Consider the following 21,830-nt stretch of genomic DNA (forward strand, 5'->3'; position numbering starts at 1 on the left):
ATTCGAATCGTCATGGCCCGAAATATACTGCGCGCGCATCCAACCCTCGTGCCAAAGAGAGGATGCGTTTCCGCCCCGGCCACGGACCCCCTGTGGTCGGGGTTTTTTTCCGTTGTGCCTCGCAGCGAAAGGCTTCTCAGCCATTGCGCAACGCCGGCCGCGGGCGATCGTCGATCGCCGGCCAATGCGTCCGGACCGCCCGGCCGCACGTCGCCGCGGGCCGCATTGTTGACATGAAATCAAGATAATTTCGTCCGAATGCGGCTTTTTCCGCAAAAGTAATGCAGGCACACTGCGCGCTGTCCCCGACGGTTTCGTGCCGTCGTCCCACGATGACAGGAGCCCCCGCGTGAACCCCACGACTTCCTCTGCTTCCCGCCCCGGCGGCAGCGCCACGCTGCCGCTGCTGGCGCTCGCCGCCGGCGCGTTCGGCATCGGCACGACCGAGTTCTCGCCGATGGGCCTGCTGCCCGTGATCGCCGAAGGCGTGCACGTATCGATTCCGCAAGCCGGCATGCTGATCAGCGCGTATGCGATCGGCGTGATGGTCGGCGCGCCGCTGATGACGCTGCTGCTCGCGCGCTGGTCGCGCCGCTCCGCGCTGATCGCGCTGATGTCGATCTTCACGATCGGCAACCTGCTGTCGGCCGTCGCGCCGGACTACACGACGCTGCTGCTCGCGCGGCTCGTCACGAGCCTCAACCACGGCGCGTTCTTCGGGCTCGGCTCGGTGGTCGCAGCCAGCCTCGTGCCGCGCGACAGGCAGGCCAGCGCGGTCGCGACGATGTTCATGGGCCTGACGATCGCGAACGTCGGCGGCGTGCCGGCCGCGACCTGGCTCGGCCAGATCATCGGCTGGCGCATGTCGTTCGCGGCCACCGCGGGCCTCGGGCTGATCGCGATCGCCGGCCTGTTCGCCGCGCTGCCGAAGGGGCAAGCCGGCAAGATGCCCGACCTGCGCGCGGAACTGTCCGTGCTGACGCGCCCGGTCGTGCTCGGCGCGCTCGGGACGACGGTGCTCGGCGCCGGTGCGATGTTCACGCTCTATACGTACGTCGCGCCGACGCTCGACCACCTGACGGGCGCCACGCCCGGCTTCGTGACCGCGATGCTCGTGCTGATCGGCGTCGGCTTCTCGATCGGCAACATCGCGGGCGGCCGGCTGGCCGACCGCTCGCTCGACGGCACGCTGATCGGCTTCCTGTTGCTGCTGATCGCGACGATGGCCGCATTCCCGCTGCTCGCCGCCACCCACGCGGGCGCCGCCGTCACGCTGCTGGTCTGGGGAATCGCGACGTTCGCGGTCGTGCCGCCGCTGCAGATGCGCGTGATGCGCGCGGCCCACGAAGCGCCGGGGCTCGCATCGGCCGTGAACATCGGTGCGTTCAACCTCGGCAACGCGCTGGGCGCCGCTGCCGGCGGTGCGGCGATCTCGGCCGGGTTCGGCTACGCGGCGGTGCCGCTCGTCGGCGCGCTGATCGCCGCGGCCGGCCTCGCGCTCGTGATGCTGCAACTCGCGCAGCGCCGCCGCTCGCCGGCCGCCGCGCGTTCGTGAGCGCGGGCACCCGGGTTGCCCCGGGCGCCGTTCCGCACGCATTTTTACGGCCGCGCCATGCGGCCGTCTTCATTTTCAGCGTGCTGTCTGCTGTCCGGCGCCGCCGGCCCGCTCAGCGCGCCGCGGCAAACCCGCCGAAAAACGCGCGCGCGTTCGCCTCGAGACTCGCGAGGTGATAGCCGCCCTCCTGCACGATCACCGTCGGCAACCGCAGCGCGCCGATCGCGCCGCCGAGCCGCCCGAACCCGTCGGTCGTGACCGCGACCTGCGATTGCGGATCGTCCTTGTAGATGTCGAAACCGAGCGCGAGCACGAGCGCGTCGGGCTGGAACCGCGCCAGCGCGCGCAGCGCGTCGTCGAGCCGCTCGAAGAACGCCGACTCCGGCGCGCCGTGCGGCATCGGCAGGTTGAGGTTGAAGCCGTCGCCGGCGCCCGTCCCCGTCTCTTCCTCGTACCCCGCGACGACCGGGTAGAAGTTGGTCGGGTCGCCGTGGATCGACACGTACAGCACATCGTCGCGGCCGTAGAAGATCTCCTGCACGCCCTGCCCGTGGTGCATGTCGGTATCGAGAATCGCGACACGGCGATGGCGATCCCGCAGCGCCTGCGCGGCGATCGCCGCGTTGTTCAGGTAGCAGAAGCCGCCGGCCGCGTCGCGGCGCGCATGATGGCCGGGCGGCCGGCACAGCGCATACGCTTCGCGTGCGCCGTCGTTGACGTCGGCCGCGGCGGCCAGCGCACCCTGCGCGGACCAGTACGCCGCGCGCCACGTGTTGGCCCCCACCGGGCAGCTGCCGTCGGCGAGGTAGCGCGCGGCTTTCGCGAGCACGCCGCGCAGCGGGTTCGGGTCGCGCACGAACACGTTCGACATCACTTCGTCGCCCCAGTCGTCGGGCATCTGCTTCCAGTCGCGGTGCGCATCCTCGAGAAAGCGCAGGTAGTTCATGTCGTGCACGGCCGCGATCGGCGCGGTGCCGCGGTCGGCCGGCTCGCGCACGTCGAAGTCGAGCGAGCGGACGGCCGCGACGAGCCGCGCCGCGCGTTCGGGCACTTCCTGCGGCTCGCGCATCTGGCCGCGCGACAGGTAGCTGCGCGGATGGTGCAGCAGTTGTTCGGGATGGAAATAGGTTTTCATTGCGAGTCCTCGTCGAGTCGCCGGATCAGGCGCCGGGCGCGGCAGTCGCCGCATCGACGCGCGCCGCGATGCCCGCGCGCGCCAGCACCGCATGGAGCAGCACGTTCGTGCCGCGCGTCACGTCGTCGGGCAACGCATCCTCGGCTTCGTTGTGCGACAGGCCGTCGACGCACGGAATGAACACCATCGCGGTCGGGAAGCGTCGCGCGAGCAGGATCGCGTCGTGGCCGGCGCCGCTCACGATCCGCTCGTTCGAATAGCCGAACGCGGCCGCCGCGCGCGCGACGAGTTCGACGCAATCCCGATCGAACGGCGTGGCGGGGCTGCGCCAGCAGGTTTCGATCGATACCTTCACCCCACGCGCGGCCGCCACGCGAGCGCATGCGTCGCGCAGGTCGCGCTCCATCGCGTCGACTTCGGCATCGTCGTGATGGCGCAGATCGACCGTGAACGTCACGTCGCCGGCAATCGTGTTGCGCGACGCGTGGCGGATGCCGACCTGCCCGATCGTCGCGAGCCCGCGCGGCGCGTAACCGGCGACGATCCGCTCGAGCTCCAGCGCGATCTGCGCGCTCGCGAAATACGCATCCTTGCGATACGGCATCGGCGTCGTGCCCGCGTGCGCGGCCACGCCCGTCACCGTCACGTCGAACCAGCGAATCGCCTGCCCGCCCGTGACGATACCGATCGTCGTGCCGTTCGCCTCGAGCACGGGCCCCTGTTCGATATGCGCCTCGAAATACGCGTCGACCGTGCCGCCCGTCGCGCGCGTGCCGCGATAGCCGCATGCGTCGAGCGCCGCGCCGAGCGTGACGCCGTCGGCGTCCTGCTTCGCGAGCGCGTCGTCGAGCGGCAACGCGCCCGTGAACACGGCCGAGCCGAGCATCGCGGGCGCGAAGCGCGCGCCTTCCTCGTTGGTCCACGACACGATCTCGAGCGGCTTGTCGGTCGCGATGCCCGCGTCGTTCAGCGTGCGCACGAGTTCGAGCGCCGCGAGCACGCCATAGACGCCGTCGAAGCGGCCGCCTTCGGGCTGCGTGTCCAGATGGCTGCCGATCAGCACCGGCGCGGCGTGCGCATCGGCGCCGTCGCGCCGGGCGAACAGGTTGCCGACCGCATCGACGCTCACCGTCAGCCCCGCGTCGCGGCACCATTGCGCGAACAGGTCGCGCCCGCGCCGGTCGTCCTCGGTGAGCGCGAGGCGCCGCACGCCGCCGCGCGGCGTCGCGCCGACGCGTGCCATGTCGGCCAGGCTCTGCCACAGGCGGGCGCCGTCGATTTCCAGCAGGTGTTTCATAGGCATTCCGGATCGATTCGTTCGTTGAAGGTCAGTGCGAGCCGAGCGCTTCGGCGGCGGCCGGCTGCGCGGCACGGCGCGCGTCGAGCGCGACGATGCAAAGCAGTGAAATACCGGCGAGACACGTGTAGAACACCGCGAGCGGCCACCACTGGCCCGCGAAGCGATGCGCGAGCCACGTACCGACGAGCGGCGTCAGGCCGCCCGCGATCGCGCCGCAAATCTGATAGGCGAGCGAGATCGCCGAATAGCGCACGTGCGCGGGAAACACGTCGCTGACGAAGCCCGCGATCACCGAATAGAAGCCGGCCATGCACACCACGGCGAGCGCGATGCCGGCGATCAGCGACGCGGACGTGCCGCCCTGCACGAGCATGAACATCGGATACGGCGACAGCATCGCGAAGAGCGCCGCAAGCTTCAGGAAGCGCGCGCCGCCGATGCGCTCGGCGATCCACGCGGCGAGCGGCTGCGCGAAGAACTGGATGATCGCGACCGCGAACAGGCTGTCGAGAATCAGCGAGCGCGACACGCCGACGTACTGCGTCGTGTACGCGATCATGAACGTGTTCGTGAAATAGACGCCCGCGATGCCGATCGTGTTCGCGCCGATGCAGAGCAGCACGAGCCCCGACGCGGAACGGAACACTTCCGCGACCGGCAGCTTCACCGTGCGGTGGGTTTCCTTGATCCGCGCGAATTCCGGCGACTCGTTCACGCCGAGCCGGATCAGGATGCCGACCACGAGCAGCACCGAACTCGCGAGAAACGGCAGGCGCCAGCCCCATGCGAGGAAATCGGCCTTGTCCATCGACGTGACCGCGCGAAACGCGACGAGCGACAGGATCAGCCCGGCCGGGCTGCCGAGCTGCGCGAACGACGCGAAGAACGTGCGGCGCCCCTGCGGCGCATGCTCGCCCGCCATCAGCACCGCACCGCCCCATTCGCCGCCGACTGCGATCCCCTGCACGACGCGCAGCGCGACGAGCAGCACCGGCGCGAGGATGCCGACCTTCGAATAATCGGGCAGCAGCCCGACGCACACGGTCGCGACGCCCATCATCATCAGCGTCGTCATCAGCGCCTTCTTGCGGCCGATGCGGTCGCCGAGATGGCCGAAGATCACGCCCCCGAGCGGCCGCGCGAAGAAGCCGACCGCGAACGTCGCGAACGACGCCATCGTGCTGACGAAGCGGTCGTGCGACGGGAAATAGAGTTCGCCGAACACGAGCGCGGCGGCGGTCGCGTAGATGTAGAAGTCGTACCACTCGATCATCGTGCCGATGAACGCGGCCGTCGCGGCGCGCCCGGGCTGGCGGGCGGAAGGAAGGGACTGGGTCATGGGGGCTCCTGACGCGCGTCGCGGCGGGGCGATGCGCAATATCGTGACGACGGCCGTCTGTCGCGGCCTCGCGCCGCACGCTGCGGCGCCCCTCCTTTATCGGCGACCGCAAATCATTAGTCAAATTTCAAGTTATTATTCGCCGTATAAATTCAACTAATGACTTTCCGCCACCCGCCCGGAGACCCGATGCGCGCCGACCTCGCCCCGTTCCTGAACGACCGCCTCGACTGGAACCTGCTGCGCACTTACCTGGTGATCATGCAGGAGCGCAGCGTGAGCCGCGCGGCGGCCCGCCTGCACGTCACGCAGCCGGCCGTGAGCCAGGCGTTGCGGCGGCTCGAGGAGACGCTCGAGCGCCGGCTGATCGAGCGGCGCGGCGCGCACTTCGCGCCGACGCCGGCCGGCGAAGCCGTGTACCGGATCGCGAGCGACATCTACGGCGGCATCTCGCGCCTCGAAACCGAAATCGACGACAGCACGGCCGACCTCACCGGTTCGATCCGGCTGCTGACGGTGAGCCGCATCGAATCGCCCGTCTACGACGAATTCCTCGCGGATTTCCATCGCGCGTATCCGCGTATCGATCTGCAGATCGAAGTGATGCGCTCGTCGGACATCCTCTCCTCGTTGCTGCAGAAGACGGCCACGGCCGGGCTCGGCCTGTGCCGCACGCCGCACGACAAGCTGGAGATGCGCTGCTTCCTGCGCCAGCGCTATGCGATCTACTGCGGCCGCCATCACCGGCTGTTCGGGCAGACGCAGTTGCGGATGGAAGACTTGCTCGCGGAGAATTTCGTGTCGTTTACGAGCGACCAGATCGGCGACAGCCTGTCGCCGCTCACCGTGTTTCGCGACCAGAAGGGCTTCACGGGGCGCATCGTCGCGTCGTCGCCGAGCCTCGAGGAAGTGCGGCGGCTGATCTTCGCGGGCTACGGGATCGGCTGCCTGCCCGAGCACATCGTGCGCGACGATCTTGCGCAGCAACGACTGTGGCGGCTGCCGCCCGACGACGGGCTCGTCGATGTCGACGTGTTCCTGCTGTGGCATCGCGATCGCAAGATGAACGCGGCCGAGCATGCGTTTCTCGACGCGATGGAGCGCTGCATGCAGCGCTACGCGCTCGCGGAGCGGCTCGGGAAATGACGGCGCGTGCTTGACAGCGCGCCGTGCAGGCCGCGCCCGGCTCGGCGCTCAGGCCGGCGGCGCGCCGGCCCGATGCGCAAGACGCAGCGTCAGTGGTGAACTTCGCCGCGTTCGAGCGGCAGGATCAGGCGCTCGGGAATGCTGCGTCGCGACGCGCGCGCGCCGACGTAATACAGCACGGCCGGCACGACGAGGCCGAGAATCCACGAGATGTCGGTGCCGCCGAGCGCATCGACGAGCGGCCCCGTGTAGAGGTGCGTCGACATGAACGGCAGTTGCACGAGGATGCCGACCACGTAGATCGCGATGGCCATCCCGTTCCAGCGGCCGTAACGGCCGTCCGGGTCGGACAGCGCCGGCACGTCGTAGCGCGAACGCGTGAAGCAGTAGTAGTCGACGAGGTTGATCGCGCTCCACGGCGTGAAGAACGCGAGCAGGAACAGGATGAACGCGGTGAATTCCTTCAGGAACGAATGACGGCCCGCGAGCGCGATCAGCGTCGACACGCAGATCATCCCGAAGATGTATGCGAGGCGGCGCTTCGACGATACCGCACGCTTGCCGCGAAAGCCGCTGACGATCGTCGCCATCGACATGAAGCTGCCGTACGCGTTGAGCGCCGTCACCGTCACCTTGCCGAACGCGATGCTGAAATACAGCAGCGCGGCCACGGCGCCCGTCGAGCCCAGGCCGACGATGTACGACACTTCATGGTGCGCGAACCGGCTGCCCGCGAGCGCGGCCGCGAACACGCCGAACACCATCGCCGCCTGTGCGCCGATCACCGAGCCGAGGCCGACCGCGATAAACGTCGCGACCGACGACGTCGAGCGCGGCAGGTAGCGCGAATAGTCGGCCACGTACGGGCCGAACGCGATCTGCCACGACGCGGACAGCGACATCGCGAGCAGGAAGCTCGCGAGCGAAAAATGCTTGTTCGCGAGCAACACGCCGACGTCGTGGTTCGCGAACAGTTGCGCGAACATGTAGACGAACGCGACGATGCCGACCACGCTCGCGATCCGGCCGACGAAGTGGATCGCGCGATAGCCGAACACCGTCAGCACGACGATCACGGCCGCGAACAGCAGGATGCCGGCCGCGTCGTCGACGTGCAGCAGTTGCGCGACGGCCTGCCCGGCCAGCACCGAGCCGCTGGCGGAAAAACCGATGTACATCAGGCACACGAGCACGATCGGGATCATCGCGCCATACACGCCGAACTGCACGCGGCTCGAGATCATCTGCGGCAGCCCGAGCTGCGGCCCCTGCGCGCCGTGCAGCGCCATCACCGCGCCGCCGACGAGCTGGCCGAGCAGCAGCGCGACCAGCGACCAGAACACGTCGCCGCCGAGCACGACCGCCAGCGCCCCGGTGACGATGGCCGTGATCTGCATGTTGGCCGACAGCCACAGCGTGAACTGGCTCAGCAGGCCGCCGTGGCGCTCCGCGTCGGGAATGAAGTCGATCGAGCGTACCTCGATCAGTCCGCCGGCTTTTCCACTGGAATTCGTTGACACGGGTCGATCTCCACAATACTCAGGACCACACAGGGTTTGCACGGGACGGAAAGCCGCGAGCCGCCCTTTCGGCTCCGCGGATGCGGGGCGGCGCCGTGGATCGCCGGCATACGCCACGCACGGTCCGCGCGCCGGCGCGCAACGGGCACGACGCGTGCCGACGTTGCCAGCGGATGGTCTTGTATATACAACTTGAGAGATATTGGTGATTTACCCGATATCGAGCGAATTTTGAAATCGTCCGAGAAATCGGTGCAGGCCCGGGCAATTTCGCCGCACGTCGGGCGTGACGCAGGACACGCCGTCGACTACGACCGAGGTGCAACGCCCGCTTGTTACTTGCATGATGAAAGTATATAGTTACTATCATTTTGAAAGTAACGATTCGCAAGAAGAGGCGCCGGATGAAACGTACCGATCTCGGCGCATGGGCCTGCCCCATCGCTCGCAGCCTGAACCGCGTAGGAGAGTGGTGGAGCATCCTCATCCTGCGCGATGCCATGTACGGCCTCACCCGCTTCGACGAATTCGAAGAGAGTCTGGGCATCGCACCGAACATGCTGACCCGACGGCTGACCGACCTGGTCGCGGCCGGATTGCTGGAACGCGTCCAGTACAGCAGCAAGCCGCCGCGCTACGAGTACGTGCTGACCGAACTCGGCTGGTCGTTCCGTCCGGTGATGCTAGCGCTCATCGAATGGGGTGGCGAGCATCTGTCGCCGGAGGGGCGCGCCGTCCAGGTGCTCGACAAGGCATCGGGACGACCCGCGCGGATCGGGCTCATGGACATGGAAACGGGACGCCCCATCACGCAAGACAGTCATGTCGTCGTGGCGGGCCCCGCCGCCGACGCGACGATCAAAGCGCGTTTTGCACAAATGGCGAAGAAACGCGAAGCGAAAGAACACGCATGAAGTCAGTGCGTCAATCACGGCAGCCGGCACGGGAAGACGTTCGTCTCGAACAGGCGCTGCGGCCGGATGCCCGCCCGTTCCAGCGACTGGAACGAATCACCATGAAAAATAATTCGATGGCCGCGAAAAGAATTGTCGTCACGGGAATGGGGATCGTCTCCCCGCTTGGGTGTGGACTGGAACACGTATGGCGCAGGTTGCTTCGGGGCGATTCCGGTCTCGTCGCGCTGCCGGATGAAATCGTCGACGGCATACCCGCGAAAGTCGCGGGCCGGGTCCCTGACCGCACGGCGGACTATCCGGCCGGCTTCGACGCGAATTCGGCCGCCGACGCCAAGGATCAGAAGAAGATGGATCGCTTCATCCTCTTCGCGCTCGCCGCGGCGAAGGAGGCCTTGAGCCAGGCAGGATGGTCGCCCGAGACCGAGGATCAGCGGATGCGGACCGCCACGGTCGTTGCGTCGGGTATCGGCGGATTTGGCGCGATTGCCGACGCGGTGCGCACGACCGAGACCAAAGGGCCTCGCCGGCTCTCCCCGTTCACCGTTCCCAGTTTCCTGGCCAACCTGGCCGCCGGGAACATCGCGATCCGGCATGGCTTCAAGGGGCCGATCGGCGCACCGGTCACAGCGTGCGCGGCCAGCGTCCAGGCCATCGGCGACGCCGCGCGGCTGATTCGGGCGGGCGAGGCGGACATTGCACTGTGCGGCGGCGCCGAAGCATGCATCGACCGGGTCAGCATCGGCGCGTTTGCGGCAGCTCGCGCGCTGTCTACCGGCTTCGCCGATCGGCCCGAGCACGCGTCCCGCCCCTTCGACCAGGCACGCGATGGATTCGTGATCGGCGAAGGCGCCGGGCTGGTCGTCATCGAGGAACTCGAACACGCGCTGCGGCGGGGCGCCACGCCGATCGTCGAGTTGGTCGGCTATGGAACCAGTTCGGACGCCTATCATATGACGTCGACACCGGCCGACGGCGACGGCGCACGCCGGGCTATGGAGCTGGCGCTCGCACAGGCCGGCATCGCCCCCGCCGCGGTGCAGCACCTGAACGCGCATGCCACGTCCACCGAGCTGGGCGACAGCAGCGAATTGAACGCCATCCGGGCCGTGTTCGGAACGGCCGGATGCCCGGCCGTCTCCGCGACGAAGTCGTCCACCGGACATTTGCTGGGCGCTGCCGGCGGCGTCGAGGCCATCTTCACGGCGCTGGCCATACGCGATCAAATCGCGCCGGCGACACGCAACCTGCAGACGCTGGACGACAGGGCTGCCGGAATGGACATCGTGCACGGCGCCGCGCGGCGAATGGAAATCGACTACGCGATGTCGAACGGATTCGGCTTTGGTGGCGTGAACGCGAGTGTTCTGTTGCGTCGCTTCGACGTGTGACCGAAGCGACCGGCACGCGAGGGAAGCCCGCGATACCTTGTGTGATCGAGCGGTTGCCCGGACGGCGCAGACGCCATGCGCCGGACAACACATGCGCTTAATCGCGCTGCCCGACCTGAAACGTCAGGATCTCGTCCCCCGCGTCGTCGAGCTTCCCCGTCGGCGTCCAGCCGAGATGGCGATAGAAGCCATACGAGCGCGACGCGGGATCGGTCGAGCAGCCGAGAAACAGCGACGTGAAGCCGCTCGCCGCGAAATCGTCGATCACGCGCCGCAGCAACGCCTTGCCGATCCCTGCCCCTTCGTAGTCGGGCAGCATCGCGAGCACGACGATCTCGCCCGAACCGGTGTCGCCGAAGCAGTAGCCGACCATGCGTCCGCCCGCACGGCAGACGTGCCCCGAGAACCGGCCGTCGCGGATACCGGCGTCCCAGCTTTCCACGGTGATGCCGAGCACGCGCAATTGCGCTTCGGTGAACGCGTTCTCGCGCGTGCGCGCACGCAGCGCGATGCATTCGGCCGCGTCGCCGGGAACGGCCTTGCGCCAGGTGAGGTCATCCATCGATCGCGGCTTCCTTTTTCTGCCGCCGGCGCGACGCATGCAGGCAGATCAGTTCCAGCGCGATCGTCGCACCGGCCAGCGACGTGATTTCCGCATGATCGTACGGCGGCGACACTTCGACCACGTCCATGCCGACGAGGTTGATGCCGTCGAGGTGGCGCAGGATCTCGAACGCCTGATGGCTCGACAGGCCGCCCGAGACCGGCGTCCCGGTGCCCGGCGCGAACGCCGGATCGAGACAGTCGATGTCAAACGTCAGGTACACCGGATGATCGCCGACACGCTCGCGAATGCGCGCGGCGACCGCGGCGGGCGTCGACGCATGCACGTGGCGCGCATCCTGGATGTCGAAGCCCATCGGCTCGTCGTTGGTCGTACGAATCCCGATCTGCGCCGACCGTTCGGGCACGATCCACCCTTCCCGCGCCGCGTGATAGAACATCGTCCCGTGATCGATGCGCTTCACGTCGCGATCGGGCCACGTGTCGGTGTGCGCGTCGAAATGCACGAGCGACAGCGGCCCGTGCACCTTCGCATGCGCCTTCAGCAGCGGATACGTGATGAAGTGATCGCCGCCGAGCGTCAGCATCGCGCAGCCGCGCGCGAGGATCGCGTCGGCATGCCGCTCGATCGCGCCCGGCACCGATTCGGGCTGCCCGAGATCGAATGCGCAATCGCCGTAGTCGACCGCGGCCAGCACGTCGAACGGATCGAACGACCACGGCCACGGGCGCGCCCACGCGATGCCCGTCGACGCGATCCGCAACCCGCGCGGACCGAAACGCGTACCGGGCCGGTGCGAGGCGGCGGAGTCGAACGGCACGCCGGTGATCGCGAGGTCGACGCCGTCGAGATCGCGGCTGAAACGCCGGCGCATGAAGCTCGTCGCGCCCGCGAAAGTCGGTTCGGCCCGGGTGCCGTAGAGGCTGTCGCGGGTGAACGCGAGATCGTTCTGACTCATCGTCGGATTCCTGTCTGAAAGGGCACGGCCGCGCTGCTGGCGACCTCGTGCCCGATTCTGCCTTCCTCGCATGCAACGAAAAATATGAACTAACATAAGTCAACTTCACGAAACGCGATGTATCGCCATGCTGACCCGGCTCAGAGACATGGATGTGCAGTTGCTGCGGCTCTTTCTGACGATCGCCGAGAGCGGCGGCTTCAGCGCCGCGCAGGGCACGCTCGGCATGGCGCCGTCGACGATCAGCACGCAGATGGCCAAGCTCGAGACCCGGCTCGGGTTCCGGCTGTGCGATCGCGGCAAGAGCGGCTTCCGGCTGACACCGAAGGGCGAACGCGTGCTGCAGTCGACACGCCGCCTGCTGCACGCGATGGACGTGTTCACGCGCGACACGCAGCACGTCCGCGGCACGTTGCTCGGCGAGTTGCGCATCGGCCTGTCCGAACGGCTCTCGCCCGACGTCGTCGAATCGATCGCGGCGGCCGTCGGCCGCTTTCGCGAGCGCGCGCCGGACGTACTGATCGAGATGATCGCGGTGCCGCCCGACGAGCTGGAGCGCCGGCTGCTGAAAGGCGAACTGCAGCTCGCGATCGGCTATTTCTCCGGCCACCAGGCGGGGCTGCACTACGCACCGCTGTTCGTCGAGCACCAGTCGCTGTATTGCGGCGCCCGCCATCCGCTGTTCGCGAAGAAGACCGTGTCGGTCAACGACGTCTCACGCGCGAGCAACGTCGCGCGGCTGTACAAGACGAACACGTCGGGGGCGGCGCTGCGCGATGCGCAGCCGACCGCGTTCTCGGAAAACGTCGATGCCGACGTGATCTTCATCCTGTCGGGCGCGCACGTCGGTTTCCTGCCCGACCACGTCGCCGCGCCGTGGGTCGCCGCCAGGAAGATGCGCCGGCTGCTCGCGAGCAAGCTGAGCCACACGGTGACATTCCAGCTCGCGACGCCGAGGAATTCGGGCGGCAGCGAAGCGCTGGATGCGTTCGCGGCCGCGCTCGCCGAGCAGTTCGACGCGCTCGACGACAACGCAGACGAATAGCCGGGCGGGCGCGCGGCACGCGCCGCGTCAAACGAGCCGGTCGGAGGCGATGACCTGCACGCCCGGCCGCGCGTCGATCGCCGCGTCGAGCAACGCGCGCGCGATCCGCGACGCGGGGTTCACGCGCCACTTCGCCGGCAGCACCGGCCCGGCGGCGCTCAGCGCGAACACCAACAGCCGCTCGCCGAAGCGGAACTCGTCGCGACTGCCGTCGATCAGGCCCGGTCGCACGTAGGTGAGCGATTCGAACCCGACACCGGCGAGCGCCTGTTCGAGCTCGCCCTTCACGCGGCTGTAGAAGATGCGCGACCCGGCATCCGCGCCGAGTGCGGAATTCAGCACGTAGGTCGGCGTGCCATGCCGGTGCGCAAGCCGCGCGACCGCGAGCGGATAGTCGTGATCGACGCGCCGGAAGGCCGCTTGCGAACCGGCGGCCCGCATCGTGGTGCCGAGCGTGCAGATCACCGCATCCGCGCACCACCAGTCGGCTGAATCGGGCAGATGATCGAAATCGACTTCCAGCGCGCGCATCTTCGGATGCGGCGACAACGGCCGGCGCGCGACGACGATCGCCTGATCGACGCGCGCATCGGCCAGCGCGGCTTCGAGAACGTGGCGCCCGACGAGTCCGGTCGCGCCGACGAGCAGCAGTTTCATATCGGGGTCTTCCCTGTGGTGCCTGCGTTGGCGGGCCCGAGGCGGCCCGGCTTCCGGCTATCCACATGATCGTCGGCCGACGCGGCGCCGACAACCCTGCCCTCGTCTCGAAAAATTACGGGCTTGTCACGCAGGGCCCTGGGCCATCGAATTCGTCCCGGCTGGTGCGGCTGCGGGACGCGTTCCCGGCCCGACGTGCGGATGCGGGTACGGGCGACCCGACCGGACCGGCTTCGGAACCGGCGCACCGCCGATGCGTGCGTCGTGCACCGGCGGCGCCCTGTCAGGCTCGCCCGTCAGACATGCAGCGCGTGTCCGAGCGCGCGCAACGCCGCTTCCTGCAGCGCTTCGCCGAGCGTCGGATGCGCATGGATCGTGCCGCCGATGTCCTCCAGCCGCGCGCCCATCTCCAGCGATTGCGAGAACGCCGCGGCCAGCTCCGAGACACCGCGCCCGACCGCCTGCCAGCCGACGATCAGATGATTGTCGCGCCGCGCGACGACGCGCACGAACCCGTCGGTCGCCTGCAACGTCATCGCCCGCCCGTTCGCGGCGAACGGGAACGACGCGCTCAGGCAATCGACGCCGGCCGCGTGCGCATCGTCCGGCGACCAGCCGGCCGTCACGATCTCGGGATCCGTGAAGCACACGGCCGGAATCGCCGCGGGCGTGAATGCGCGACGCCGGCCGGCGATCAGCTCGGCCACCATCTCGCCTTGCGCCATCGCGCGATGCGCGAGCATCGGCTCGCCCGCGACGTCACCGATCGCCCAGACGTTGCGCATCGAGGTCCGGCATTCGTCGTCGATCCGCAGCGCGCGGCCGTTGCGATCGAGCATCAGCGTCTCGAGCCCGAACCCGTCGACGCGCGGCCGGCGGCCCACGGCGATCAGCACGCGATCGGCCGGCAGCGTCTGCTCGGCGCCATCGGCCGCCTGCACGCGCACCGCGCCGTGCTCGTCCAGCCCGAGCACCTTGTGGCCGAGCCATAGCCGCACGCCGAGGCGCGCGAGCGAATCGGCCACCGGCCGCACGAGTTCGGCATCGTACGCAGGCAGCACGCGCTCGGCCGCTTCGACGACGCTGACGTCGACGCCCAGCTTGCGATAAACGATCCCGAGTTCGAGCCCGATATAGCCGGCCCCGACGACGACGAGCCGCTTCGGCAGCGTCGCGGGCGACAACGCCTCGGTGGACGACACGACGTGCCCGCCGAACGGCATCGACGGCAGCTCGACCGGTTCGGAACCGGTCGCGAGCAGCAGGTGTTCGCAACCGATCCGCACCGTATGGCCGCCGCCGACGACCTCGACGGTCTTGCCGTCGATCACGCGCGCGTCGCCGTGCAGCACGCGCACGCCGTTCTTCTTCAGCAGCGCGCCGACGCCGCGCGTCAGACGATCGACGATGCCGTCCTTCCACGCGACGCTTTTCGCGATGTCGATCTCGGGCGTGCGCACGCGGATCCCGAGCGCCGCCTCGCCGGCATGGCCGCACGCCTGCTCGAACGCGTCGGCCACGTGGATCAGCGCCTTCGACGGAATGCAGCCGATGTTCAGGCAGGTGCCGCCGAGCCGGTCGCGTTCGACGAGCACGGTCGGAATGCCGAGCTGGCCGGCGCGGATCGCGGCGACGTAGCCGCCCGGCCCGCCGCCGATGACGAGCAGTGTGGTGTGTTCGTTCTTCATCGGCTCACTCCACGAACAGCAGTGCCGGGCGTTCGAGCACCGCGCGCACGGCCTGGATGAATTCGGCCGCATCCGCACCGTCGACCACGCGATGGTCGAACGACGACGACAGGTTCATCATCTTGCGCGCGACGACCGCGCCGTCGCGGATCATCGGCCGCTCGACGATCCGGTTCACGCCGACGATGCCCACTTCCGGATGATTGATCACCGGCGTCGACACGATGCCGCCGAGCGCGCCGAGGCTCGAGATCGTGATCGTCGAGCCGCTCAGTTCGTCGCGCTGCGCGCGATTCGCACGCACCGCGTCGGCGAGCCGCGCGATTTCCGCCGAGATCGACCACACGTCGCGCGCTTCCGCATGGCGCAGCACGGGCACCGTGAGGCCGCCGTCCGTCTGCGTCGCGACACCCATGTGCACCGCGCCGTAGCGCGTGACGACGCCCGCTTCGTCGTCGAACCGCGCGTTGATCTGCGGGAAGTCGCGCAGCGCGATCACCAGCGCGCGGATCAACAGCGGCAGCGGCGTGAGCTTGCCGCGCGTGTCGCCGTGGCGGCGGTTCAGTTCCGCGCGCAACGATTCGAGCTCGGTCACGTCGATCTCCTCGACGTAGCTGAAATGCGGGATGCGGCGCTTCGCTTCCTGCATCTTGCGCGCGATCGCGCGCCGCAGGCCGATCACCGGCACGTCGGTTTCGTCGTGGCGTTCGTGGTAGCCGCGCGGTTGCGATGCGTGCGCCGCGCCGCCGCCGGTGCGCGCATACGCATCGAGGTCCGCATGCACGATCCGCCCCGCTTCGCCCGTGCCGCGCACGTAGCGCAGCTCGATGCCCATGTCCCATGCACGCTGGCGCACGGCCGGCGACGCGAGCGGACGTTCGCCCGGCGCGAGCGCCGCGCGCGGCGGCGCGACCGGTTCGTCGCGGCGCGGTTTCGCCGGTGCGCGAGGCGCCTCAGGCTGCGCAGGCGGCTCGGCCGGCGCGTCGGCCACCGGCTTCGACGGCGCCGCCGCCGCGACCGGTGCGGTTGCCACCTTTGTTTCTCGCACCGGTGCCGCGGCCTTCAGGTTGCCGTCGCCTTCGACTTCCAGCCGGATCAGCTCGCTGCCGACCGCCATCATCTCGCCGATCCGGCCGCCCAGTTCGAGCACCTTGCCCGCCACCGGCGACGGAATCTCGACCGCCGCCTTGTCGGTCATCACGTCGGCGAGCGGCTGGTCTTCCTTGATCGTCTGCCCGACTTCCACATGCCAGGCCACCAGCTCGACCTCGGCGATCCCTTCGCCGATATCCGGCATCTTGATGACATGAATCCCCATCTCACGCCTCCATCACGCGTCGCAACGCTTCGCCGACCCGGGCCGGCCCCGGAAAGTACGCCCACTCCTGCGCATGCGGATAGGGCGTGTCCCAGCCCGTCGTGCGCTCGACCGGCGCTTCGAGGTGGTAGAAGCAGTGTTCCTGGACCAGCGACACGAGCTCCGCGCCATAGCCGCAGGTGCGCGTCGCCTCGTGCACCACGACGCAGCGCCCGGTCTTGCGCACCGACGCGACGACCGTGTCGAGATCGAGCGGCCACAGCGTGCGCAGGTCGATCACTTCCGCGTCGATGCCCGTCTCCTCGGCCGCAGCCAGCGACACGTGCACCGTCGTGCCGTACGTGAGCACCGTCACGTCGTTGCCGGGCCGCACGACCGCGGCCGTATCGAGCGGCACCGTGTAGTAGCCTTCGGGCACCGCGCTCGCCGGATGCTTGAGCCACGACGTGACGGGCCGTTCGTGATGGCCGTCGAACGGCCCGTTGTACAGCCGTTTCGGTTCGAGGAAGATCACCGGATCGTCGTTCTCGATCGACGCGATCAGGAGCCCTTTCGCGTCGTACGGATTCGACGGCATCACCGTGCGCAGCCCGCACACCTGCGTGAACATCGCCTCCGGGCTCTGGCTGTGCGTCTGTCCGCCGTAGATGCCGCCGCCGCACGGCATCCGGATCGTCATCGGCGCGGTGAACTGGCCGGCCGAGCGATAGCGCAGCCGCGCGCCTTCCGACACGATCTGGTCGGAGGCCGGGTAGAAATAATCGGCGAACTGGATCTCGCAGACGGGCCGCAACCCGTACGCGCCCATCCCCACCGCCGCGCCGACGATCCCGCCTTCGGAGATCGGCGCATCGAACACGCGCGACTTGCCGTATTTGTTCTGCAGTCCTTCGGTACAGCGGAACACGCCGCCGAAGTAGCCGACGTCCTGCCCGAACACGACCACGTCGCTGTCGCGCCCGAGCATCACGTCCATCGCGGAGCGCAGCGCCTGGATCATCGTCATCGGCTGCGTCGCCGTCCCTGTCTCGTGTTGCGCCATGATCACGCCCCCAGTTCCTGGCGCTGACGGCGCAGGTGCGCGGGCAGCTCCTTGTACACGTCGTCGAACATCGAGGCCGGCGACGGAATCCGGTCGTCGGCCAGCGTCCCGTACTTCTCCGCTTCCTTCTGCGCGGCGATCACCTCGGCCTCGAGCTCGGCCGTCAGTGCGTCCTGCGCGCTGTCCGACCAGATGCCCTTCGCGATCAGGTGACGCTTGAAGCGCTCGATCGGATCGCCGAGCGGGAAATGCGACCAGTCGTCGCTCGGCCGGTACTTGGTCGGATCGTCCGACGTCGAATGCGCGCCGGCGCGGTAGGTCACCCACTCGATCAGCGTCGGGCCGAGATTGCGGCGCGCGCGTTCGGCCGCCCAGCTCGACGCCGCATGGATCGCGAGGAAGTCGTTGCCGTCGACGCGCAGCGATGCGATCCCGCAGCCGACGCCGCGCCCGGCGAAGGTCGTGCCCTCGCCGCCCGCGATCGCCTGGAACGTCGAGATCGCCCACTGGTTGTTGACCACGTTCAGCACGACCGGCGCGCGGTACACGTGCGCGAACGTGAGCGCGGTGTGGAAATCGGCTTCGGCCGTCGCGCCGTCGCCGATCCACGCGGACGCGATCTTCGTGTCGCCCTTGATCGCCGACGCCATCGCCCAGCCGACCGCCTGGATGAATTGCGTCGCGAGGTTGCCGGAAATGGAGAAGAATCCGGCTTCGCGATCCGAGTACATCACCGGGAGCTGGCGGCCCTTCAGCGGATCGCCTTCGTTCGACATCAGCTGGCAGATCATCCGCTCGAGCGGCACGTCGCGCGCGATCAGGATGCTCTGCTGCCGGTAGGTCGGAAAGCACATGTCGCCGTCGCGCAGCGCCATCGCGTGCGCGGTGCCGATCGCCTCCTCGCCGAGGCTCAACATGTAGAAGGAGATTTTCTTCTGGCGCTGCGCAATCATCATGCGCGCGTCGAAAATGCGGGTCTTGAGCATCGCGCGCAGCCCGGCGAGCAGCCGCGCATCGTCGAGATCGGGGGCCCACGGGCCGACGGCCTTGCCGTTGTCGTCGAGCACGCGCACGAGGCTGCGGGCGAGATCGGCGGTGTCCGCCGCGGCTACGTCGATCGGCGGGCGGCGGACGGCGCCGGCCGGCGATAGATGCAGATAGGAAAAGTCCGTCTTGCAGCCCGGGCGCCCGGTGGGCTCCGGCACATGCAGACGCAATGGCTCTGACAGGCTCATCGTGTCGTCTCCACGCTCGATTGTGTCTCACGCTGTTTGGGAACGCGCGGGCCGGTTGCCGGCCGCGCGCGCGAGCTGACGCGCGGATAAGCACGTCAACCTTGGAAATTTATGCCTGGCAGCGACGCGCGTCGATGCCCAAGCCGCTCGTTCATGGTGAGCAGATTTGCCATGGTGGATTGCGGCGACGCTCGGGTGCGGCGGACGAGGCCGGCGAAGGACGGGTTTGCTGCGGCGCATCGTCGTCGGGCCGGCGACGACGATCGGGTATCGGGGACGGACGGATCGATGTCGTCCCGATCATGTGAGGGTACGAAGCAAAAGACCCCGCGGAGATCATGGATCCCGGCAGGGTCTTTCGTCGGGTTCGGGCGCCGGCGCGCCCGATTGCCGGCTTACTGCGGCGCGCGATCGATCATGCGTCGGGACGGAAGATGTCGAAGCGGCTGTCGGGCTTCACGTGCACGTAGGCCGACGGGCCGCCCGCGCGAAGAATGATGCCTGCACCGAAGGTATCGAAGATACCGTCCTTCAGCAGGTCGTGGCGGATGTGGACCGCGATGACCTCGCCCAGCACCAGCGTGGCCGGCGTCTCGACGCCGTGATGATCGCGCAAGCGGATCACGTCGGTCACCTTGCATTCGAAGTTCACGCCGCTTTCCGCGACGCGCGGCACGTCGACGAGGCGCGACGGCACCGCGGTCAAGCCGCCGAGTTCGAACTCGTTCACGTCGTACGGCACGGCGGCACAGGTCTGGTTCATCCGCTCGGCGAGATCGCGCGTTGCGAGGTTCCACACGAACTCGCCGGTTTCCTGCACGTTGCGCACGCTGTCCTTCGCGGTGGTGCTCGAAAAGCCGATGATCGGCGGGCGATAGTTGAACGCGTTGAAGAAGCTGTACGGCGCGAGGTTCAGCGTGCCGTCGCTGCCGCGGGATGAAATCCAGCCGATCGGGCGCGGGCCGATGATCGCGTTCAACGGATCGTGCGGCAGGCCGTGGCCTTGCGACGGTTCGTAATAGTGATGGGTCGAGTCGGTCATGACGGGTGGTCAGGCGAAAGGCAAACGATATGGAGGCTGTCGGCGGGACGCATTTGCCGATGGCGACGCAAGCGTCCGGTGCGACGTGCGTGCCAGTATCACATGGCGTGGTTTTCGGTGCAGCGGCGTGCGTTGCGAGCCTCGCTGACGTGCCGCTGCATAGGTCTGCGCCAAATAAAAAACCCGCGAGCGCTTCATTTCTCGCGGGTTTTTTACACCTTCATCGAATCGCGTCAACGCAATCGATGGTGCCGGGGACCGGACTCGAACCGGCAAGCCAGTTAAGGCGGCGGATTTTCGTCACACTGCTTCTTTCAAAGCCGGCGTCGCGTGCGCGAACCGTTCGTGCGCTGGACTATGCCTTCACCGTCGCGTGCGGGCGTGACCGCTGCCCATGCGCCTTAGGTGCCCCCCGTCTAGTCTCTACACCTTCCTCGCGGATGCCGCGAGGCTTGGCTCGGCGTTGCCTCGATGCGCGCATCAGGGGTTTCGCCGAATTTGAAGGGTTCTGCACCGACCGTTTCCGGCCGGGCACTCAATCGTTTAAGTCCGCTATGTTTACCAATTTCATCACCCCGGCAAGAGGGCGGACGCGATTCTACCACTGCTGGCGCATGCGTTCCCTTATTCCGCGCGCGCCCTATCGTGCCCCAGCCATCGTCGCACCGCTTCGTCCTGCGCATTCGGCACCGATACGACACCGATGCCACACGGCCGACGATTTCGTCCCGCGCCGCACCCTGCCCCGATACAATCGACCGCGCGTCGTCCGACGGCCCCAACCGTCTGACGTTTGTGTCGTGCTTTTCACGAAACAAGCGTCGCGTGCGTCATCGCGAAGTCACAAACGTTTTCGATAATTTCCCGGCCGAAAACGTTTACATCGCGTTATTTCATGACCTCGACCATCAAGGACGTCGCCGCCCTCGCGGGCTTCTCGATCGCCACCGTTTCGCGTGCGATCAACGCACCGCATACCGTCAGCCCCGCCACGCTGCAGACGATCCGCACCGCGATCGACACGCTGCAATTCCGCCCGAGCCCGCTCGGCCGGCAACTGCGCGGCGAGCGCACGCGGCTCGTCGGCGTCGTCGTGCCGACGCTGTCGAACCCGGTGTTCGCCGACTGCCTGCAAGGCATCGACGCGCTCGCGACCGCGGCCGGTTTCAAGCTGATCCTGATGACGACCGAATACGACGCGGCGCGCGAGCGTCATGCGATCGAGACGCTGCGCGAGCAGCGCGTCGAAGGGCTGATCCTCACCGTCGCCGATGCGGATACGCACCCGCTGCTCGACATGCTCGATCGCGACGGCCCGCATTACGTGCTGATGCACAACGACACGCAGCGCCGTCCGTCGGTGTCGGTCGACAACCGCCGCGCCGCCTATGACGGCGTGCGGCTGCTGACCGCGCGCGGCCACCGCCGCGTGCTGATGCTGGCCGGTTCGCTCGCCGCGTCGGATCGCGCACGCCAGCGTCATCTCGGTTATGCGCAAGCGCTCGACGAAGCCGGCGTCGCCCCGCTGCCGCCCGTCGAAGTCGACTTCACCGCGCCCGAGCTGCCCGACGCAGTGCTCGCGCATCTCACCGCGCAGGCCACGCGTCCGACCGCCCTCTTCTGCAGCAACGACCTGCTCGCGATGGTCGTGATGCGCGGCCTGCGCCGCGCGGGTTTCTCGATCCCCGACGACCTGTCGGTGCTCGGCTTCGACGGGATCGCGATCGGCGAGCTGCTCGCGCCGCCGCTCGCGAGCGTCGCGACGCCGAACCGCGACATCGGCCGTCACGCGTGGCAGCGTCTCGTCGAATGCATCGGCGGCGCAGCGATCGAGCGCACGTCGATGATCCTGCCGCATGCGGTGCGCGATGGTGCGACGGTCGCACCGCCGGCCGCCGACCTGCAACTGCGCGAGGCCTGAGCGCAACACGCACGCGGCACGTACACCGATCACCACACCCCGTTACCCCAGCGTCACCC

At 68.2% G+C, this 21,830-nt stretch carries 18 protein-coding genes; 6 read left to right on the forward strand and 12 right to left on the reverse strand.

Going from position 1 to position 21,830, the window contains the following annotated elements:
* Positions 1-349: 349 nt before the first annotated feature.
* Positions 350-1,555, forward strand: a complete 1,206-nt coding sequence (locus tag HWX62_RS08785; RefSeq protein WP_175929522.1) for an MFS transporter — start codon at positions 350-352, stop codon at positions 1,553-1,555.
* Between the two features lie 112 nt (positions 1,556-1,667).
* Here HWX62_RS08785 and HWX62_RS08790 read toward each other — a convergent pair whose 3' ends face one another.
* The 3 genes from HWX62_RS08790 to HWX62_RS08800 are packed head-to-tail and all read right to left on the reverse strand — an operon-like array spanning position 1,668 to position 5,329.
* The gene (locus HWX62_RS08790) at positions 1,668-2,690 is read right to left on the reverse strand and encodes a histone deacetylase family protein (protein ID WP_175929523.1); all 1,023 of its coding nucleotides are present in this window, start codon (positions 2,688-2,690) and stop codon (positions 1,668-1,670) included.
* Positions 2,691-2,715: 25 nt separating this feature from the next.
* Positions 2,716-3,987, reverse strand: a complete 1,272-nt coding sequence (locus HWX62_RS08795) for a Zn-dependent hydrolase (RefSeq protein WP_175929524.1) — start codon at positions 3,985-3,987, stop codon at positions 2,716-2,718.
* A gap of 31 nt (positions 3,988-4,018) precedes the next feature.
* Positions 4,019-5,329, reverse strand: a complete 1,311-nt coding sequence (locus HWX62_RS08800; protein ID WP_175929525.1) for an MFS transporter — start codon at positions 5,327-5,329, stop codon at positions 4,019-4,021.
* Positions 5,330-5,518: 189 nt separating this feature from the next.
* Here HWX62_RS08800 and HWX62_RS08805 point away from each other — a divergent pair, with 189 nt between their 5' ends.
* A complete protein-coding gene (locus HWX62_RS08805) occupies positions 5,519-6,475 on the forward strand; it encodes a LysR family transcriptional regulator (RefSeq protein ID WP_175929526.1) in 957 nt (318 codons plus the stop codon).
* A gap of 89 nt (positions 6,476-6,564) precedes the next feature.
* On the opposite strand, the gene HWX62_RS08810 is transcribed toward HWX62_RS08805, so the two are convergent.
* Positions 6,565-7,995 (reverse strand): cytosine permease, encoded by a 1,431-nt coding sequence (locus HWX62_RS08810; protein ID WP_175929527.1) that lies wholly within the window; start codon positions 7,993-7,995, stop codon positions 6,565-6,567.
* Positions 7,996-8,399: 404 nt separating this feature from the next.
* On the opposite strand from HWX62_RS08810, the gene HWX62_RS08815 reads away from it, so the two are divergent.
* Both HWX62_RS08815 and fabF read left to right on the forward strand, forming a co-directional pair.
* Positions 8,400-8,909, forward strand: a complete 510-nt coding sequence (locus HWX62_RS08815) for a helix-turn-helix domain-containing protein (RefSeq protein ID WP_175929528.1) — start codon at positions 8,400-8,402, stop codon at positions 8,907-8,909.
* A gap of 116 nt (positions 8,910-9,025) precedes the next feature.
* A complete protein-coding gene (gene fabF, locus HWX62_RS08820; protein WP_175929736.1) occupies positions 9,026-10,300 on the forward strand; it encodes a beta-ketoacyl-ACP synthase II in 1,275 nt (424 codons plus the stop codon).
* 97 nt (positions 10,301-10,397) lie between these two features.
* Here fabF and HWX62_RS08825 read toward each other — a convergent pair whose 3' ends face one another.
* Together HWX62_RS08825 and speB are read right to left on the reverse strand one after the other, a co-directional pair.
* Positions 10,398-10,862 carry a GNAT family N-acetyltransferase gene (locus HWX62_RS08825; RefSeq protein WP_175929529.1) on the reverse strand — a complete coding sequence of 155 codons (465 nt, stop codon included), beginning with the start codon at positions 10,860-10,862 and terminating at the stop codon, positions 10,398-10,400.
* Positions 10,855-11,823 carry an agmatinase gene (gene speB, locus HWX62_RS08830; protein ID WP_175929530.1) on the reverse strand — a complete coding sequence of 323 codons (969 nt, stop codon included), beginning with the start codon at positions 11,821-11,823 and terminating at the stop codon, positions 10,855-10,857. Before speB ends, HWX62_RS08825 begins: the two co-directional genes overlap by 8 nt.
* Positions 11,824-11,950: 127 nt before the next feature.
* Here speB and HWX62_RS08835 point away from each other — a divergent pair, with 127 nt between their 5' ends.
* The gene (locus tag HWX62_RS08835; RefSeq protein WP_175929531.1) at positions 11,951-12,868 is read left to right on the forward strand and encodes a LysR family transcriptional regulator; all 918 of its coding nucleotides are present in this window, start codon (positions 11,951-11,953) and stop codon (positions 12,866-12,868) included.
* Positions 12,869-12,895: 27 nt separating this feature from the next.
* On the opposite strand, the gene HWX62_RS08840 is transcribed toward HWX62_RS08835, so the two are convergent.
* From HWX62_RS08840 to HWX62_RS08865, 6 genes are all read right to left on the reverse strand, one after another.
* Entirely contained in the window at positions 12,896-13,525 is a 630-nt protein-coding gene (locus HWX62_RS08840; protein WP_175929532.1) for an NAD-dependent dehydratase, read from the reverse strand.
* 296 nt (positions 13,526-13,821) lie between these two features.
* The gene (gene lpdA, locus HWX62_RS08845; protein WP_175929533.1) at positions 13,822-15,213 is read right to left on the reverse strand and encodes a dihydrolipoyl dehydrogenase; all 1,392 of its coding nucleotides are present in this window, start codon (positions 15,211-15,213) and stop codon (positions 13,822-13,824) included.
* Positions 15,214-15,217: 4 nt separating this feature from the next.
* On the reverse strand, positions 15,218-16,531 hold the full coding sequence (locus HWX62_RS08850) for a dihydrolipoamide acetyltransferase family protein (protein ID WP_175929534.1): 1,314 nt from the start codon (positions 16,529-16,531) through the stop codon (positions 15,218-15,220).
* A 1-nt stretch (position 16,532) separates the two neighbouring features.
* Entirely contained in the window at positions 16,533-17,573 is a 1,041-nt protein-coding gene (locus HWX62_RS08855; RefSeq protein WP_175929737.1) for an alpha-ketoacid dehydrogenase subunit beta, read from the reverse strand.
* A gap of 2 nt (positions 17,574-17,575) precedes the next feature.
* Positions 17,576-18,808 (reverse strand): 3-methyl-2-oxobutanoate dehydrogenase (2-methylpropanoyl-transferring) subunit alpha, encoded by a 1,233-nt coding sequence (locus tag HWX62_RS08860; protein WP_175929535.1) that lies wholly within the window; start codon positions 18,806-18,808, stop codon positions 17,576-17,578.
* Positions 18,809-19,223: 415 nt separating this feature from the next.
* On the reverse strand, positions 19,224-19,850 hold the full coding sequence (locus HWX62_RS08865) for a flavin reductase family protein (protein WP_175929536.1): 627 nt from the start codon (positions 19,848-19,850) through the stop codon (positions 19,224-19,226).
* A gap of 895 nt (positions 19,851-20,745) precedes the next feature.
* On the opposite strand from HWX62_RS08865, the gene HWX62_RS08870 reads away from it, so the two are divergent.
* The gene (locus HWX62_RS08870) at positions 20,746-21,771 is read left to right on the forward strand and encodes a substrate-binding domain-containing protein (RefSeq protein WP_175929537.1); all 1,026 of its coding nucleotides are present in this window, start codon (positions 20,746-20,748) and stop codon (positions 21,769-21,771) included.
* Positions 21,772-21,830: the final 59 nt, after the last annotated feature.

The organism is Burkholderia sp. BCC0506 (genome assembly GCF_902833145.1).
Lineage (GTDB): Bacteria > Pseudomonadota > Gammaproteobacteria > Burkholderiales > Burkholderiaceae > Burkholderia.